Source organism: Citrobacter sp. H12-3-2 (genome assembly GCF_009649895.1).
Classification (GTDB): Bacteria; Pseudomonadota; Gammaproteobacteria; order Enterobacterales; family Enterobacteriaceae; genus Citrobacter; species Citrobacter portucalensis.
Genome location: NZ_CP045837.1, coordinates 1,843,333 through 1,861,801 on the forward strand (window position 1 = coordinate 1,843,333; position 18,469 = coordinate 1,861,801).

Consider the following 18,469-nt stretch of genomic DNA (forward strand, 5'->3'; position numbering starts at 1 on the left):
ATGTCAGAGAACAAACTCTCACGCCGTACTTTTCTGACGGCAGGCTCTGCGCTTGTCGTACTGCATTCTCCCGTTGTCCGGGCGCTTGAATCATCGGACAGTGTTAACATTCAGGATTACAACCCAAAGGATTGGGTCGCTTCTTTCCGGCAGGCGTTCAAAGAAGGACAAACGGTAGTCGTACCAAATGGACTTGAATGTAAGGATCTCAATACCGCTATCCTTATTCCTCCTGGCAAAACGCTACACCTGCAAGGCAGAATCAGCGGCAATGGCCGTGGTCGCTTTGTTCTGCAGGATGGATGTAAGGTAGTGGGTGAGCAGAGGGGGAGCCTGAGGAATGTTACCCTCGATGTGCGCGGTTCTGACTGTGTGATAAAAGGGATTGCCATGAGTGGTTTTGGCCCAGTGACGCAAATGTATATCGGCGGCAAAACACCAAGGCTGATGCGCAATCTGGTTATCGATGATATTACCGTCACGCGCGCCAACTATGGGATCCTGCGTCAGGGCTTTCATAACCGGATGGATGGCGTAAAGATTACAAACTGCCGTTTTAGCGATCTACAGGGAGATGCCATTGAGTGGAATGTGGCGATCAACGACAGCAACATCCTCATTTCTGACCATGTCATTGAACGTATCAACTGTACCAATGGCAACGTGAATTGGGGCATCGGCATCGGACTGGCGGGCAGTACCTATGACAATACCTATCCCGATGAGCTGGCGGTAAAAAACTTTGTGGTGGCGAATATCACCGGCACCGACTGTCGACAGTTAGTCCATGTAGAGAACGGTAAACATTTTATCATTCGTAATATCACCGCACGAAATATTACCCCAGATTTTAGTAAGAAAGCAGGTATTGATAATGCGACGGTCGCTATTTATGGCTGTGATAATTTCGTGATTGATAATATCAATATGGAAAATAGCGCAGGTATGCTCATTGGCTACGGTGTTATTAAAGGACGATATTTATCCATCCCGCAGAACTTTAAGTTAAATAATATCCATCTGGATAACACGAAACTTGAATATAAATTACGCGGCATTCAGATCTCATCAGGTAATGCAACGTCGTTCGTGGCCATTACCAACGTTGAGATGAAACGAGCCACGCTTGAGTTGCACAACCAACCGCAGCATCTTTTTTTACGTAACATCAGAGTGATGCAGCAATCCGCAACAGGACCCGCGCTCAAGATGCAATTCGATCTACGCCAGGATGTGCGCGGCAAGTTTATGGCTAAGCAGGACACCTTGCTATCACTGGCGAATATCCATGCGGTAAACGAAAGCGGGCAAAGTTCAGTTGACATTGACCGGGTAAGCCATCAGGTGGTGAATGTCGAAGCGGTGAATTTTCGACTGCCGGGGCAGGGAAGGTAACCCCACTATAATCTTACTGGATATCATTGGCTAAAAGATTATAATCACTCAATTACTGTTAAAGCTGGGGCTGGGCAGCATTGACTACTCAGGGAAGACGCTCATCTTTATCATATGTTTCTTGTGTTACGAACAGACAAAGTGATTTATGAACGATAAAGTTTTGCTCATCGGTGCCTCCGGATTCGTGGGGACCAGACTCCTGGAGACGGCTGTTGCGGATTTTGATATCAAGAATCTGGATAAACAGCAGAGTCATTTCTATCCGCAAATCACGCAAATCGGCGATGTTCGCGACCAACAAGTTCTGGATCAGGCGCTTTCAGGCTATGACACAGTCGTGTTGTTAGCGGCTGAACACCGTGATGATGTCAGTCCTACTTCACTATACTATGATGTGAATGTTCAGGGGACGCGCAATGTATTGGCCGCTATGGAGAAAAATGATGTTAAGAACATCATTTTCACCAGTTCTGTTGCGGTCTATGGTCTGAACAAAACCAACCCTGATGAAAATCATCCTCACGATCCCTTCAACCACTACGGTAAAAGCAAGTGGCAAGCGGAAGAGGTTCTTCGTGAATGGCATGCTAAAGCGCCTGATGAGCGTTCGCTGACTATCATTCGTCCAACTGTTATCTTTGGCGAACGCAACCGCGGCAACGTTTATAATCTGCTGAAGCAGATTGCTGGCGGTAAGTTTATGATGGTTGGGGCGGGTGCCAATTATAAATCAATGGCTTATGTGGGTAATATTGTTGAGTTTATCAAGTATAAACTGAAGAATGTGACTGCTGGTTATGAGGTTTATAATTACGTTGATAAACCTGATCTGAATATGAACCAACTGGTTACCGAAGTTGAACAGAGCTTAAGTAAAAAAATCCCCTCAGCACACTTACCTTACGCTTTAGGCATGTTAGGTGGCTATTGCTTTGATATTTTGGGTAAAGTGACCGGCAAAAAATATGCTGTCAGCTCTGTGCGCGTGAAGAAGTTCTGTGCCACCACACAGTTTGATGCAACGAAAGTCCACTCATCCGGTTTTGTTGCTCCTTACACATTGTCTCAGGGACTGGATCGCACTTTAAAATACGAATTTTTGCACGATAAGAAAGATGACATTACGTTTGTCTCTGAGTGACTGTTGTTTGTTGAGTGCCTGGGGCTTAGTTAACTTCGATTTTTCGCAAATGCTATAAAACTGACGAGATTAGTTCGTTTCCGAGGAATCCGAGTTCACCTCGGTGCTGGTGAAGTGTAGAGTTTGCATTCGGTTTACCTTAACCTGGCTATTTCGTGTTGAGGATGGAGCCAGCAATACTGGCTAACGTACGGCTAAAGTCTATACTTTATCAGCCGTTTGGAGGTAGGAGAGAGAATGACTAATTTGAAAGCAGTTATCCCGGTAGCGGGCCTGGGGATGCACATGTTGCCTGCTACGAAGGCAATCCCTAAAGAGATGCTGCCGATCGTAGACAAGCCGATGATTCAATACATTGTCGACGAGATTGTAGCTGCCGGTATCAAAGAAATCGTTCTGGTGACTCATGCGTCGAAGAACGCAGTTGAGAATCACTTCGACACCTCTTACGAACTCGAATCACTCCTTGAGCAGCGTGTTAAGCGCCAGCTCTTAGCTGAAGTGCAGTCTATCTGTCCTCCGGGCGTGACTATCATGAACGTCCGTCAGGCTCAGTTGCTGGGTCTGGGTCATTCCATCCTTTGTGCTCGTCCTATCATTGGTGATAACCCGTTTGTCGTGGTATTACCTGACGTTGTTCTGGATACCGCAAGTGCGGATCCGCTGCGCTACAACCTCGCTGCTATGGTTGCTCGTTTTAATGAAACCGGGCGCAGTCAGGTGCTGGCTAAGCGTATGGAGGGCGATCTGTCTGAATACTCTGTTATTCAAACCAAAGAGGCTTTGGACAACGAAGGCAAAGTCAGCCGTATCGTTGAGTTCATTGAAAAACCCGATCAGCCACAAACGCTTGATTCCGATCTGATGGCCGTAGGGCGCTATGTGCTGTCTGCTGATATCTGGGCTGAGTTGGAAAAAACTGCTCCAGGTGCCTGGGGACGTATTCAGCTGACTGATGCTATTGCAGAGTTGGCTAAAAAACAGTCTGTTGATGCCATGCTGATGACCGGCGACAGCTACGACTGTGGTAAAAAGATGGGCTATATGCAGGCGTTCGTTAAGTATGGTCTACGTAATCTGAAAGAAGGGCCGAAATTTCGTAAGGGTATTGAGAAATTGCTGAGCGAATAGCTTTCAGGTCTTTGTAATATTATTTAGTAAAAAAGCGGCAGCTAACATCCCAGAGTCTATGCGTTATGCATCGGAATGTTTCTGTCGCTTTTTATATGAAAAGTAAATAATTACAATAGGTTAGCCCGCTCGGTTTAATCTGTTTTTTGTTGGATTTTTCCTTGTTTCTGGATGCATTTGGTAAGACAATTAGCGTTTGAGTTTTAGAACGCTGGGCGATAACTGGCGGGGCTGGTTACACCACTATCATTAAGTAGTGCTCTGGTTGCTGCAAGGCCAGGGGCGGTAGCATGGGTAATACCCAGATATGTGAATTGTTTTCCAGCATGTTAATAGTAGTCATATAAACGATATTCGGAATTAAAACGTGAAAATACTAGTTACTGGTGGAGCGGGTTTCATTGGATCTGCAGTAGTTCGTCATATTATTAAAAATACTCAGGATACCGTTGTTAATGTCGATAAACTTACCTACGCTGGTAACCTGGAGTCCCTTGCCGAAGTCAGCGAAAATAATCGCTACTATTTTGAACACGCGGATATCTGTGATAAAGCGGCAATGGAGCGTATTTTTGCCACTCATCAACCGGATGCGGTGATGCATCTGGCAGCTGAAAGTCATGTTGACCGCTCTATTACAGGGCCAGCAGCGTTTATCGAAACGAATATCGTCGGTACCTATGTACTGCTGGAAGCTGCTCGTGGCTACTGGAACGGGCTGGATGCAGATAAAAAAAAGGCATTTCGTTTCCATCATATTTCCACAGATGAAGTATACGGCGACCTGCCACACCCAGATGAAGTGGCTGCCGGTAATGTGTTGCCTCTGTTCACTGAAAAGACAGCCTATGCGCCGAGTAGCCCATATTCTGCTTCAAAGGCCTCAAGCGATCATCTGGTTCGCGCATGGTTGCGCACCTATGGCTTCCCAACAATTGTCACCAACTGTTCCAATAACTACGGGCCATATCACTTCCCTGAAAAACTAATCCCGCTGGTGATTCTGAATGCGCTGGAAGGTAAAGCATTGCCAATTTATGGCAAAGGCGACCAGATTCGCGACTGGCTTTATGTCGAAGATCACGCCCGAGCGTTGTACACCATAGTGACCCAGGGGATTGTAGGTGAAACATACAATATCGGTGGTCATAACGAGAAGAAAAACCTGGACGTTGTCCATACTATCTGCGATTTGTTGGATGAAATTGTGCCTAAAGAGGGCTCTTACCGCGAGCAAATCACATATGTAGCGGATAGACCTGGGCACGATCGCCGCTATGCGATTGATGCGGCAAAAATCAGCGATGAACTGGGATGGAAGCCGCTGGAGACCTTCGAGAGCGGGATCCGTAAGACTGTTGAGTGGTATCTGTCGAATACGCAGTGGGTTGAAAATGTGAAAAGCGGCGCCTACAAGACGTGGATCGAACAGAATTACGGAGAACGCCAGTAATGAATATTCTGCTGTTTGGTAAAACGGGCCAGGTGGGTTGGGAATTGCAACGTGCACTAGCCCCGCTGGGGAACCTGATTGCGTTAGATGTACATTCAACTGATTATTGTGGTGACTTTAGTAATCCACAGGGCGTGGAAGACACCGTGCGTCGTATTCGGCCTGACGTTGTCGTCAATGCAGCTGCCCATACAGCAGTAGATAAGGCTGAGTCTGAAATAGAATTTGCCCGGTTGCTGAATACGACCAGCGTGGAGGCAATTGCCAAAGCTGCCGCAGAAATCGGGGCGTGGGTGGTGCATTACTCCACGGATTATGTTTTTCCTGGCACCGGTGAAACACCATGGCGCGAAACGGACGCTACAGCGCCGCTTAATGTCTACGGTGAAACCAAACTAGCGGGTGAAAGAGCGCTACAGGAACATTGTCCAACACACCTTATTTTCCGTACGAGCTGGGTTTATGCCGGTAAAGGCAATAATTTTGCGAAAACGATGCTGAAACTGGCAAAAGAACGTGCGGAGCTTTCGGTGATTAACGACCAGTTCGGTGCGCCAACTGGGGCTGAACTTCTCGCTGACTGTACGGCGCATGCTATCCGTGTTGCGATGAACAAACCCGACGTGGCTGGACTCTACCACCTGGTCGCGGGTGGAACCACTACCTGGTATGACTATGCTGCACTGGTGTTCGATGAAGCCCGTAAGGCAGGAATTGAACTGGCATTGACCCAGTTAAATGCGGTGCCGACCAGTGCGTATCCTACACCCGCACGCCGCCCAACAAATTCTCGCCTGAATACTGATAAATTCCAGAATAACTTTGATCTGGTATTACCGCAGTGGGACGTTGGTGTAAAACGTATGCTGAATGAGTTGTTCACGACAACGGCGATTTGAACTTTTTTAATGTCCGTGAGAGGGCATTTTGTACACAAAGAGATGATGAAATGAAAACGCGTAAAGGGATTATTTTAGCTGGTGGCTCAGGTACTCGTCTTTATCCTGTCACTATGGCCGTAAGCAAGCAATTGTTGCCGATCTATGATAAACCAATGATCTATTATCCGCTTTCTACGCTAATGCTGGCAGGGATTCGTGACATCTTGATTATTAGTACTCCTCAGGATACCCCACGATTTGAACAGTTATTGGGTGACGGTAGCCAGTGGGGACTAAATTTACAATATAAAGTACAACCGACGCCGGATGGCCTAGCACAGGCATTTATTATTGGTGAAGAGTTTATCGGTAATGATGATTGTGCTCTAGTTCTGGGTGACAACATTTTTTACGGACATGACTTACCAAAATTAATGGATACTGCCGTAAATAAAGAAAACGGTGCAACAGTATTTGCCTATCATGTCAACGATCCTGAACGTTACGGTGTAGTTGAGTTCGATAAAAGTGGTACAGCAGTTAGCCTTGAAGAAAAACCGCTCGAGCCGAAAAGTAATTATGCTGTAACTGGGCTGTATTTCTACGATAACGATGTTGTTGAAATGGCAAAGAACTTAAAACCTTCTGCACGTGGTGAGTTTGAAATTACCGACATTAACCGAATTTATATGGAACAGGGAAGGTTATCTGTTGCAATGATGGGGCGTGGTTATGCATGGCTTGATACAGGTACACATCAAAGTCTAATCGAAGCAAGTAATTTTATAGCAACGATAGAAGAACGTCAGGGCCTAAAAGTATCTTGCCCAGAAGAGATAGCTTATAGACAGGGGTTTATTGGTGCAGCTGATATAGTGCGATTAGCTGAACCGCTTAGCAAAAATGCGTATGGAAAATATTTAATAAGTATGATTAAAGGTCTATAACAATGAATATTGTAAAAACGTCCATAGATGATTTAATGATCCTGGAGCCAAGGGTCTTTGGTGATGAACGAGGTTTTTTTCTTGAAAGTTATAATAAAAAAATATTTGACCGTGCGATAGGATGTTCAACTAATTTCGTACAAGATAATCATTCTTGCTCTCAACAAGGAGTTCTTCGTGGTCTTCACTTGCAAAAATCTCCGCATGGGCAAGGGAAATTAGTTCGTTGTATTAAAGGCGAGGTATTCGATGTTGCTGTGGATTTAAGGATGAATTCGAAAACTTTTGGTAAGTGGGTTGGTGTTTATTTAAATGAAGACAATAAAAAACAATTTTGGATCCCTAATGGTTTTGCTCATGGCTTTTACGTTGTAAGTGATAGTGCAGAATTTGTTTATAAAACAACAGATTACTATGCTCCTTCACATGAATTAAGCCTTGCTTGGGATGATAGTGATATCAATATTAAATGGCCTATTTTAGATGGTAAGGTTTTATTATCAGAGAAAGATAGGTTGGGTATTAGACTAAGTGAAATACGGAAGTATCTTTGAGATAAATCATGTTGTATTTGTATAACATATATCTATAATGCTTTATAGTTTGATACGGCTATGAAAAAAAATATTCTCTATTTATTCTTTATCCAAGCAACAAATTATTTATTTCCTTTAATTACATTGCCGTATCTTATCCGTGTTTTGGGGAGTGAGTCTTTTGGGATTTATGCGATAGTTTTAGCCATAATTCAATATATAAATATCATTGTCGATTTTGGTTTTAACTTTACGTCCACTCGACTAATTTCAATTAACAGCAATAATAAAGATAAGATCAATATTATCTACTCAGCCACAATGATACTGAAGATAATTATATTCATGATTTGTCTTGTCGGAATATTCTGTTATTTCCTATTTGCTAGGGAAATGAAATATTTAAATTATATTATAATTGGCTTGGTAGGGGTTGTTGGTAATATTCTTTTGCCAGTTTGGCTCTTCCAAGGTATTGGGAGAATGGATAAAATAGCGCTGTGCTCAACTTGTGCCAAATTTATATCATTAATAACAGTATTTGCGACTGTGAAATCGGAAAACGATATTGCATTTGCTATAGCGAGTTACTCGATAGGATTGCTGTTATCTGGAATTATATCTATATATATAATATTTTGTAATAAATATGTGAAATTAGTTAAAGTTGAAACTGATTTTATCGTTGGACTTTGCAAAAATAGCTTTGATATGTTTATCTCAAATATAACTATTAGCTTATATACAACTTTCAATACAATACTTGCGGGAATAATGGGCGGGCCAACCATTGCAGGATATTTTTCTGCAGCGGATAAATTGCGGATGGCGGTGCAAGGTTTATTATCACCGTTGCAACAAGCTATTTTTCCAAAGGTAAGTCAATTAGTTCATGATGATTATAGCTTAGATAGTATTTTAAAGTCATATGGCTTCAAAATGATGTTTTTTGGGCTTTTCCTATCAATTGGTACGGCGCTAATAGGTGTCCCTTTTTCACGTATTTATTTTGGTTCAAGTAATGATGTTTCTTCTAATATATTGTTGATTTTATCTCCATTGCCATTTATTGTTGCCGTTGGTGTTGTTTTTGGACAATGGTGGTTGATTGCTAAAAATTTAACAAAAATAATTAGAGCCATCTATCTTTCTGCTAGTTTTATACATATAGCCATTGCATATTCATTAATGTACTTTATCCCCGGCTACGGTGTTGCAATTTCAGTTGTAATTACTGAATTATCTATATCGATATTATTGGTGTTGTTCGCGTTAAAGCATAAAATAGTATAATTTTAGGATGAGGAAAAAAATTGAAAGTTATAGCTTTTTATTTACCCCAGTATCATATAATTCCTGAAAATGATGAGTGGTGGGGTAAAGGTTTCACAGAATGGACGAATGTTAAAAAAGCAAAACCTTTATTTAAAGGACATTCTCAACCAAGGGTGCCTTTAAATCGTCATTATTATAATTTACTCAACAAAGAAACATTAATTTGGCAGGCGGATTTGGCAAATAATTATGGTATTGATGCGATGTGTTTTTATCATTATTGGTTTGCAGGAAGGCTGTTATTAGAAAAACCTGCGGAAATTTTGCTTGCAAATAAAGATATTGATATGCAGTTTTTATTTTCTTGGGCAAACGAGCCTTGGACAAGAACTTGGGATGGAAGCCATAAAGATATTTTAATGGCTCAGGAATATGGTACAGTCGAGGATTGGGAAAAACATTTCAATTATCTCAGGCCTTTTTTTGAAGATCCGCGCTATCTTAAGCACAATGGGAAACCAATATTTATATTATATCGTTCGGCAGGGTTTGATGAATGTGATCAATGGATTGCATGCTGGCGTCGTTTAGCTAAAAACACTTCATTTAAAGATATTCATTTCGTAAATAGCCATACTTCGTTCATTAATGATACAAGGAAGCTAGATTTTAATGCTAATTTATATTTTGAACCAATGTGTACAGTGGGGCATGACTTAGGGGGGTATAATAAAAAATTTAAAAAAATAGTTGCTCGTGCTAAAAGATTTTTGAATACCATAATTGGTACAAAATTTGTAGAAAACAAATTAAATTATGATTTTGTGTGGCGTAAAATATTAGCAAAAGATATAAATGAAATTCAATATCCTGGCGCATTTGTCGATTGGGATAATAGTGCACGAAAAAATACTCGTGCTCTTGTGATGACAGGGGCATCTCCTGAAAAATTTTCATTTTATTTTGAAAAAATATATAACAAAGGAAGTATAAGTGGTTGTCCCTATATTTTTATAAATGCATGGAATGAGTGGGCTGAAGGAACATATCTAGAGCCAGATGAAAAAAATAAATATTCGTATCTTGAATCTATACATGCGATAACTAAAAAAAATAAAATATCAAGATCCTCTTTATAAACTAAATAATGGGAAAGGAGTTTCTTTTGTATACTCTGAGGCCAATAAAACTATATCTAATTCTTTATGTGTTGGTTTTGCTATTGCTTTGGATCTTTCAGTCTAGTATTAATTATGAGATTGGCATAGGTTTCATATTTATAACTTTATTAAATATTTTGTTTTGTTTTTCTCTTTACTCTTTCCCATTGTCTAAATTAAATACATATTTATCACCTCCGAAGTATAGTATATTACATAAGTTAGTTAAACTAATGTTAACTATTAACTTTTTCATAATTTTATACTTAATCTCTAATTATATAGATGTTTTAAAAACTGGTGTTGCTATTTCAGTTTATCGAAGTAGTTTATTTGGCGATAAATCTATAAAAGACTATTATGGTGCTTTTGCAGCATATCTTTTTTTCTATTGTACGATTATACCTATTTTTGGCATAAGTTATGGAGTGTTTAGAAAAATTGTTTTCAGTGATAAAAAAATATTAATCATTTCTCTTATTCTTCTAACGCTAAAAGAGGTTATACTTGTTTCAAGATTTTATCTATTCCCCACTTTTTTGACAATGCTATTGCTTCTATATTGCTTCGATATAAAAATGACAAGAAAACGTGTGGTGTTTTATATCCTTCTTTTATTTACTCCGATAGTACTTGCGTTTGTGCTTAAAAGTAATGGTTCTTTAGATACAGCATTTACTAATGCTAGAAATTATCTTATTGTTGGCTATTCCTTATTTTCAAATTCAATTGATACTGGTTTAGTGGATAAATTGATGGAGCTTGGGAGTCCTTATGCTTTTTTAGGGATTTTTAGTTCTTTCTTTTATGATAAAATTGATTTTTTTGATAAGATTCAGGAATTTATATATCTTGGTGATGCGGGTTATTTTAATGCTTTCTATACCTCACTATTACTTCCTTACTTGTATGGTGGTTTTTTGGGCTCAGTTATATGCACTATTTTATTTGGTTTATTAATTTCTTATAACTTGTATAGGCTAACAATAAGAGTTTCTTTTTATAATTTTAATGCTCTATTTTCATTGTTGCTGCTGTTTTTTAGTTATCAATTTACTCCAGTGCAATTGACTTTTTTTTGGGATTATTTTTATCTTTCCTTATTGGTTCAGTTAACTAGGTTTTTATTTATGAAAAAAATAAACATATTTGGGGGCGATTGTGGGAAAAAAAGCAACAATAATAGTGTTGTATAATCCAGATATAAATGGTTTGCTACATAATGTTAATATAATATCAGGTATTGTTGATTATATTATAATTATAGACAATACACCGTCAGAAATAACAAGACAGAAAGTGAAAGATAGCATTTTTGAAAGTTGTGTAAATAATGAAACTATTTTTTATTCTGGGTGTGATAATATCGGATTGTCAAGGGCATATAATGAAGGGGTGGAAATAATAAATAAAAAATGTGATGGAGTTGAAGCTGTCTTATTTTTAGATCAAGATAGTGATGTTTCTCATGAAACATTAGAAAACTTATGGCAGTCTTATGATTTTTTAATTAAAAACTATAATTTGGGAATGGTTGGTGCTTGTCCTGTTAGGGTTGATGGTCTAGCATATCGATATAGTGTAAAAAAAAGCTCACTCAATCTTCCAACAAATTTACGCGAAGTAAATAGAGTGATTAGTAGCTTTTCTATCGTTCCTTTAAATGTTCTCAATAAATTAAATGGTTTTTATGATGACTTTTTTATTGATCATATAGATAATGATTTTAGTAGGCGATGTATAAAAAATAATATGATTGTTGTTATAGATGTTAATACTAAATTCATCCAGCGTATAGGAGAGAGCTCTCTAACTCTTTTTGGTAAACATATTTCACCAGTGTCTTCTCCATTTAGACATTACTATCAAGCAAGGAATATTATCTTAAGTGCAAGGCGATGTGGCGATAAATTCGTATCAACTATACCATATCTAGTCAAGCGAGCGGTTGTAATAAATCTTCAAGGCATATTTAAAGGGCAATTTTGGGTCAGGAATAAGTATTTTATCCTTGGGCTTTATCATGGGATAATTAATAAATCAGGTAAGTTAAAATGAACGTTTGCTATATAATTACAAAAGCCAATGAAATTGGCGGAGCACAAATACATGTTAGAGATCTTGCTAATCGTCTTAAAATTGAGAAAAATAACGTATCCGTTATTGTAGGCGAAAAAGGTGCTCTGGTCGACGAGTTGAATAAAATTAATGTTCCTGTTTATATAGTTGATGATCTTGTAAGAGAAATTACGTTACCAAAAGATGTTAAAGCCATTTTTAAAATACGTTCTATTCTCAAGAAAATCAAGCCGGATATAATTTCTCTCCACTCATCAAAAGCAGGGATTGTTGGTCGCTTAGCTGCGATTGGCCTTGGCATTCCCGTTATTTTTACTGCTCATGGTTGGTCATTTGCTAATGGGGTTGGTAAAAAACGCCAAATTATATATTGCTTGATCGAGAGAATGTTGTCATGCCTAGCAAGGAAAATAATTACTGTATCACAACAAGATAAAGATTTAGCTATAAAATACAAAGTGAGCAATGATGTGTCTCAGATTGTAATCCATAATGGAATGCCTGAAGTTAACTTTTCTTCCTTTAAAACAAGGGCTACAAATGATGAATTGATAAAGTTAATTTCGATTGCAAGGTTTTCTGAACAAAAAGATCATAAATCATTGTTTCTAGCACTCAGTAACCTTACTAACTATAAATGGCGTCTGACTTTAGTGGGTAAAGGTCCATTGATGTCTCACTATGAAAACTTCAGTAAATCTTTGGGTATTTATGACAGAATAGATTTTCTCGGTGAAAGAAATGACGTAGCTAATTTACTGGCATCTAGTGATGTTTTTTTATTAATTTCGAATTGGGAAGGGTTCCCTCGTAGTATTTTGGAAGCAATGAGAGGAGGACTACCTGTTATTGCTTCAGAGGTCGGTGGTGTCAATGAATCGGTTGAAAATGGTAAAACAGGTTTTCTAGTGCCAAAAGGCGACGTCGAAACGTTAACAAATGCACTTATAAAAGTTCTAACGGATGAAAGCCTAAGGCATTACCTAGGCGTTAATGGTAGAGAATCATTTTTACGGAAGTACACTTTTGATATAATGTATAATAAAACAATCTCAGTGTATAGGTCATTACTTTAAGTCACTAGGTTGATCTCCATTGTGGCTATTTGGGTAATCTTCTACTTGAAGTTGTATCAATTAATACGGTTTATGAGTTAACATCTAGCGCCTAGTATAGCCGCGTCCATGCGCGGTGACCACACCTGACAGGAGTATGTAATGTCCAAGCAACAGATCGGCGTCGTCGGTATGGCAGTGATGGGGCGCAACCTGGCGCTCAACATCGAAAGCCGTGGTTATACCGTCTCCATCTTCAACCGTTCCCGCGAGAAAACTGAAGAAGTTGTTGCCGAGAACCCAGGTAAGAAACTGGTTCCCTATTACACGGTGAAAGAGTTCGTCGAGTCTCTTGAAACCCCACGTCGTATCCTGTTAATGGTGAAAGCAGGGGCGGGAACTGATGCTGCTATCGATTCCCTGAAGCCGTATCTAGATAAAGGCGACATCATCATTGATGGTGGTAACACCTTCTTCCAGGACACTATCCGTCGTAACCGTGAACTATCCGCGGAAGGCTTTAACTTCATCGGTACCGGCGTGTCCGGCGGTGAAGAAGGTGCCCTGAAAGGCCCATCTATCATGCCTGGTGGCCAGAAAGAAGCGTATGAGCTGGTTGCGCCTATCCTGACCAAGATTGCCGCTGTTGCGGAAGATGGCGAACCGTGCGTAACCTACATCGGTGCTGACGGTGCGGGTCATTATGTGAAGATGGTACATAACGGGATCGAATATGGCGATATGCAACTGATTGCTGAAGCCTATTCCCTGTTGAAAGGCGGCCTGAACCTGTCTAACGAAGAGCTGGCTGCCACCTTCACCGAGTGGAATGAAGGCGAGCTGAGCAGCTACCTGATCGACATCACTAAAGACATCTTCACCAAAAAAGATGAAGACGGTAAATACCTTGTTGATGTGATCCTGGACGAAGCGGCGAACAAAGGTACTGGTAAATGGACCAGCCAGAGTTCTCTGGATCTGGGCGAACCGCTGTCGTTGATCACCGAATCCGTATTCGCTCGCTATATCTCTTCTCTGAAAGACCAGCGCGTTGCGGCATCTAAAGTACTGTCCGGCCCGCAGGCTCAACTGGCTGGCGATAAAGCCGAGTTCGTTGAGAAAGTACGTCGCGCGCTGTACCTGGGAAAAATCGTCTCCTACGCGCAGGGCTTCTCTCAACTGCGTGCTGCGTCTAACGAATACAACTGGGATCTGAATTACGGTGAAATCGCCAAGATTTTCCGTGCAGGCTGCATCATTCGTGCGCAGTTCCTGCAGAAAATCACTGATGCTTATGCTGAAAACCAAGGTATCGCGAACCTGCTGCTGGCTCCGTACTTCAAGAATATCGCTGACGATTATCAGCAAGCGCTGCGTGATGTAGTGGCTTACGCTGTGCAGAACGGTATTCCAGTACCGACATTCTCTGCCGCTGTGGCGTACTACGACAGTTACCGTGCTGAAGTGTTGCCGGCTAACTTAATCCAGGCCCAGCGTGACTACTTCGGTGCGCATACGTATAAGCGCACAGATAAAGAAGGCGTGTTCCATACGGAATGGCTGGATTAATCTGATTTAACCCAAGCGAAAGTGCAAGCCCGGAGCACTCCTCCGGGCTTTTTTATGGGCAAAAAAAACATTCGGTCAAGTCTGGTAGGCATAGCTGCACTAAATCGCGATATAATGTGTTCACACTGATCCAATACGATAACGTTGGGTTTAACGATGGTGATTTTTTCACTCTTTAATGCTTAACCAAAAGAAGTCAGAGCTAATGAAAATAACTATTTCAGGAACAGGTTATGTGGGACTCTCAAATGGCATTTTGATTGCCCAAAATCACGAAGTGGTCGCGCTGGACATAGTGCAGTCTAAAGTGGATATGCTTAACAGGAAGCAATCACCAATTGCTGACAAAGAAATAGAAGAGTATCTATCAACGAAAGATCTTAATTTTCGAGCAACAACCGACAAGCAAGCTGCTTACAAAAATGCCGATTATGTCATTATAGCTACTCCGACTGATTACGATCCTAAAACCAACTATTTTAATACCTCCAGCGTGGAATCAGTCATCCGTGATGTGTTGGAAGTGAATCCACAGGCAGTGATGATTATTAAATCAACCATCCCGGTTGGTTTTACCCAGTCAATTAAAGAACGTTTGGGCACAGATAATATCATTTTCTCGCCGGAGTTCTTACGAGAAGGCAAAGCGCTTTATGACAACCTTCATCCATCACGTATTGTTATTGGCGAGTGTTCTGAACGAGCCAAACGATTTGCAGCGTTATTGCAGGAAGGTGCAGTAAAACAAAATATTCCAACTTTATTTACAGATTCGACTGAAGCCGAAGCGATAAAACTTTTTGCTAATACTTATCTAGCTATGCGAGTAGCATACTTTAACGAGCTGGACAGCTATGCTGAAAGCTTAGGTCTAAATGCTCGACAAATCATTGAGGGTGTTTGCCTGGATCCACGTATTGGCAACCATTATAATAATCCTTCATTCGGCTATGGCGGATATTGCTTGCCAAAAGATACCAAGCAGTTGCTGGCGAACTATCAGTCAGTGCCTAATAATCTCATCTCCGCAATTGTAGATGCTAACCGTACGCGTAAAGATTTTATTGCAGACTCAATCTTGGCACGAAAACCTAAAGTAGTTGGCGTGTACCGTTTAATCATGAAAAGTGGTTCTGATAATTTCCGGGCATCATCGATCCAGGGTATCATGAAGCGAATTAAAGCCAAGGGTGTGCCCGTTATTATCTATGAACCGGTCATGGAAGAGGATGAATTTTTCCATTCCCGAGTTGTGCGTGATCTTAATGCGTTCAAAAATGAAGCGGATATTATTATTTCTAACCGCATGACGTCAGAATTAGCTGATGTTGCCCATAAAGTGTATACCCGCGATTTGTTTGGTAGTGATTAATCTCGTCTCCATAAAAAAGGCCTTATATAAGGCCTTTTTTATTCTAATCAGGCCAGTAATCAAACTTTGTAGAAATCACGGTACCAGTCAACAAAGTTCTTCACCCCATCTTTTACCGTGGTTTCAGGTTTGAAACCAATTACCTCATACAGCGCTTGAGTGTCTGCGCTGGTTTCCAGCACATCACCTGGCTGTAGTGGTAGCATGTTTTTCTTCGCTTCAATACCCAGAGCATCTTCCAGAGCCTGGATATAGTCCATTAGCTCAACCGGTGAACTATTGCCGATATTGTAGACGCGATAGGGCGCAATGCTGGCTGCTGGCGTACCTGTTTCAACGGTCCACTGGCTGTCTGCGTGTGGAATGACATCCTGCAGGCGAATGATTGCTTCTGCGATATCATCAATATAGGTAAAGTCACGCTTCATTTTGCCATAGTTATAGACGTCAATACTTTTCCCTTCCAGCATCGCTTTGGTGAACTTGAACAGCGCCATATCAGGACGACCCCAAGGACCGTACACGGTAAAGAAACGCAATCCGGTTGTGGGCAATCCGTACAAATGGGAATAAGTATGGGCCATCAGTTCGTTGGCTTTTTTGGTTGCCGCATACAGAGATACGGGGTGATCGACGGAATCATCCGTAGAGAAAGGCATTTTACGATTCAGGCCGTAAACTGAACTGGATGAGGCATAGAGTAAATGCTGAATTTTATTATGGCGACACCCTTCCAGTATGTTCAGAAAGCCTGTGAGATTTGAGTCTGCATAGGCATGCGGGTTTTCGAGTGAATAACGTACGCCAGCCTGTGCTGCGAGATGAATCACACGTTCAAAATGTCCGGATGCGAAAAGTTCACTCATACCCTCGCGGTCGGCTAAATCAATTTTATGAAACTGGAAACCAGGCTGTGCCAGTAATTCCAGACGAGCCTGCTTAAGGCTAACATCATAGTACTCGTTCAGATTATCAATACCGACTACTTGATGGCCAGCCTCAAGGAGGCGTTTGCTAACGTGGAAGCCGATGAAGCCAGCGGCACCAGTAACTAAATAATTCATTCTAATTCCTCTGTTCGGCTAAAGGATAGCCAAGCACCATCAGATGCTACTAAAAGCGAAATGATACCGCCAGATAGCGAAAAAGCTAATCGTTATCTTTTTTACGCTTACCAATTTTACTGGTCAAACTGAAAACATTCACGATGTGAATTCAATAAAATGAATTGTAAAGTATAACGATTAGCGGGGATGAAATCTGATTATTGATGGTTTTTTGCACATGAAGATGTTCTTTGAGTATTGACACTCTTATTTAATCGTATCGATTTTCAGTAGTGATTGAAATACCAATCAAAATCCCTCAAATAATTTGATTTTTTTATCATTAATCCTATGGCATTGCCTCAGTTTATAGCTAAACTAATTCCAGTTTAAGTCTTTCCTTATCTAGGGTTTCTATGTCTGTAAGTGATAACAACATGTCCGGACGCAGTCACGATCCGGAACAGATTGATCTGATTGATTTACTGGTACACTTGTGGCGTGGGAAAGTAACAATCGTTATCGCGATTGTTATTGCCATAGTGCTTGCTGTGGGCTATCTGGCAGTTGCTAAGGAGAAATGGACCTCAACAGCCATTATTACTCAACCGGATGTTGGTCAGATAGCCACATATAACAACGCCCTCAATGTGTTGTATGGTGTCAGCGCTCCCAAGGTTACTGAACTGCAGACAAACGTGGTTGGTCGTTTCAGTACCTCTTTCTCTGCATTGGCTGAAACGCTTGATAATCAGGAAGAACCACAGAAACTGTCAATTGAGCAGTCTGTTAAAGGTCAACCGCTGCCGTTGGCGGTTTCTTATGTGGGTAGCTCACCAGAAGACGCTCAGCGCCAGCTCGCCGAATACATTCAACAAACAGATGAAAAGGTTGCTAAAGAGCTGGAGCTTGACCTGGTTGATAATATCAAGTTGCAAACAACCACGTTGCAAGACTCTCTGAAAACTCAGGAAGTGGTCGCGCAGGAGCAAAAAGATCTGCGAATTAAACAAATTCAGGAAGCGCTGCGTTATGCAGAGCAGGCCGGGGTGACTAAGCCGCAAATTCAGCAGACGCAGGATGTGACACAGGACAGTATGTTCCTGTTGGGTAGTGATGCCCTGAAGTCCATGATTGAGCACGAATCTACACGCCCTTTGATATTGTCTGATAACTACTTCCAGACCAAACAAAAGCTGTTGGATATCGAAAGTCTTAAGCTTGAAGGGGCTGAGTTACACGCCTACCGCTATGTGATGAAACCAACGTTACCGATTCGTCGTGACAGCCCGAAAAAAGCGATAACCCTCGTGCTGGCGGTTCTGCTCGGTGGGATGATTGGTGCCGGTGTGGTGCTGGGGCGAAATGCTCTGCGTGGTTACAAAGCCAAAGCTGAGTAAGTTTGAACCTGACAACAAAAAACCGG

16 protein-coding genes are annotated in these 18,469 nt (G+C 41.1%); 15 read left to right on the plus strand and 1 reads right to left on the minus strand.

What is annotated here, in order from left to right:
* The 14 genes from wcaM to ugd all read left to right on the plus strand — a co-directional run bounded on the left by wcaM (window position 1) and on the right by ugd (window position 15,997).
* A complete protein-coding gene (gene wcaM, locus GHC22_RS08655; protein WP_153752694.1) occupies window positions 1-1,395 on the plus strand; it encodes a colanic acid biosynthesis protein WcaM in 1,395 nt (464 codons plus the stop codon).
* Window positions 1,396-1,543: 148 nt separating this feature from the next.
* Window positions 1,544-2,539, plus strand: coding sequence for an SDR family oxidoreductase (locus tag GHC22_RS08660; protein WP_153752696.1), 996 nt, complete (start codon window positions 1,544-1,546; stop codon window positions 2,537-2,539).
* A gap of 237 nt (window positions 2,540-2,776) precedes the next feature.
* On the plus strand, window positions 2,777-3,670 hold the full coding sequence (galF, locus tag GHC22_RS08665; RefSeq protein ID WP_153752698.1) for a UTP--glucose-1-phosphate uridylyltransferase GalF: 894 nt from the start codon (window positions 2,777-2,779) through the stop codon (window positions 3,668-3,670).
* Window positions 3,671-4,037: 367 nt separating this feature from the next.
* The gene (gene rfbB, locus GHC22_RS08670) at window positions 4,038-5,123 is read left to right on the plus strand and encodes a dTDP-glucose 4,6-dehydratase (protein WP_153752700.1); all 1,086 of its coding nucleotides are present in this window, start codon (window positions 4,038-4,040) and stop codon (window positions 5,121-5,123) included.
* Window positions 5,123-6,022 (plus strand): dTDP-4-dehydrorhamnose reductase, encoded by a 900-nt coding sequence (gene rfbD, locus GHC22_RS08675; RefSeq protein ID WP_153752702.1) that lies wholly within the window; start codon window positions 5,123-5,125, stop codon window positions 6,020-6,022. Before rfbB ends, rfbD begins: the two co-directional genes overlap by 1 nt.
* 50 nt (window positions 6,023-6,072) lie before the next feature.
* Window positions 6,073-6,951: a glucose-1-phosphate thymidylyltransferase RfbA gene (gene rfbA, locus GHC22_RS08680; protein ID WP_153752704.1), complete on the plus strand. Its 879-nt coding sequence runs from the start codon at window positions 6,073-6,075 to the stop codon at window positions 6,949-6,951.
* A 2-nt stretch (window positions 6,952-6,953) separates the two neighbouring features.
* Entirely contained in the window at window positions 6,954-7,505 is a 552-nt protein-coding gene (gene rfbC / locus GHC22_RS08685; RefSeq protein WP_153752706.1) for a dTDP-4-dehydrorhamnose 3,5-epimerase, read from the plus strand.
* 60 nt (window positions 7,506-7,565) lie between these two features.
* Complete coding sequence (locus GHC22_RS08690) at window positions 7,566-8,780, plus strand: oligosaccharide flippase family protein (RefSeq protein ID WP_153752708.1); 1,215 nt, start codon at window positions 7,566-7,568, stop codon at window positions 8,778-8,780.
* 20 nt (window positions 8,781-8,800) lie between these two features.
* On the plus strand, window positions 8,801-9,901 hold the full coding sequence (locus GHC22_RS08695; protein ID WP_153752709.1) for a glycoside hydrolase family 99-like domain-containing protein: 1,101 nt from the start codon (window positions 8,801-8,803) through the stop codon (window positions 9,899-9,901).
* Window positions 9,902-9,909: 8 nt separating this feature from the next.
* The gene (locus GHC22_RS08700; RefSeq protein WP_153752710.1) at window positions 9,910-11,118 is read left to right on the plus strand and encodes an O-antigen polymerase; all 1,209 of its coding nucleotides are present in this window, start codon (window positions 9,910-9,912) and stop codon (window positions 11,116-11,118) included.
* Window positions 11,084-11,980 carry a hypothetical protein gene (locus GHC22_RS08705; protein WP_153752711.1) on the plus strand — a complete coding sequence of 299 codons (897 nt, stop codon included), beginning with the start codon at window positions 11,084-11,086 and terminating at the stop codon, window positions 11,978-11,980. The genes GHC22_RS08700 and GHC22_RS08705 overlap by 35 nt, the downstream gene beginning before the upstream one ends.
* The gene (locus GHC22_RS08710; RefSeq protein WP_153752712.1) at window positions 11,977-13,077 is read left to right on the plus strand and encodes a glycosyltransferase family 4 protein; all 1,101 of its coding nucleotides are present in this window, start codon (window positions 11,977-11,979) and stop codon (window positions 13,075-13,077) included. Before GHC22_RS08705 ends, GHC22_RS08710 begins: the two co-directional genes overlap by 4 nt.
* A gap of 141 nt (window positions 13,078-13,218) precedes the next feature.
* Window positions 13,219-14,625: an NADP-dependent phosphogluconate dehydrogenase gene (gene gndA, locus GHC22_RS08715; protein ID WP_153752713.1), complete on the plus strand. Its 1,407-nt coding sequence runs from the start codon at window positions 13,219-13,221 to the stop codon at window positions 14,623-14,625.
* 205 nt (window positions 14,626-14,830) lie between these two features.
* On the plus strand, window positions 14,831-15,997 hold the full coding sequence (gene ugd / locus GHC22_RS08720) for a UDP-glucose 6-dehydrogenase (RefSeq protein ID WP_153752715.1): 1,167 nt from the start codon (window positions 14,831-14,833) through the stop codon (window positions 15,995-15,997).
* Between the two features lie 59 nt (window positions 15,998-16,056).
* Here the strand turns inward: ugd and GHC22_RS08725 are convergent, their stop codons facing one another.
* Window positions 16,057-17,061 (minus strand): NAD-dependent epimerase, encoded by a 1,005-nt coding sequence (locus GHC22_RS08725; RefSeq protein WP_153752717.1) that lies wholly within the window; start codon window positions 17,059-17,061, stop codon window positions 16,057-16,059.
* A gap of 398 nt (window positions 17,062-17,459) precedes the next feature.
* On the opposite strand from GHC22_RS08725, the gene wzzB reads away from it, so the two are divergent.
* Window positions 17,460-18,443 carry an LPS O-antigen chain length determinant protein WzzB gene (gene wzzB / locus GHC22_RS08730; protein WP_153752718.1) on the plus strand — a complete coding sequence of 328 codons (984 nt, stop codon included), beginning with the start codon at window positions 17,460-17,462 and terminating at the stop codon, window positions 18,441-18,443.
* Window positions 18,444-18,469 lie beyond the last annotated feature (26 nt).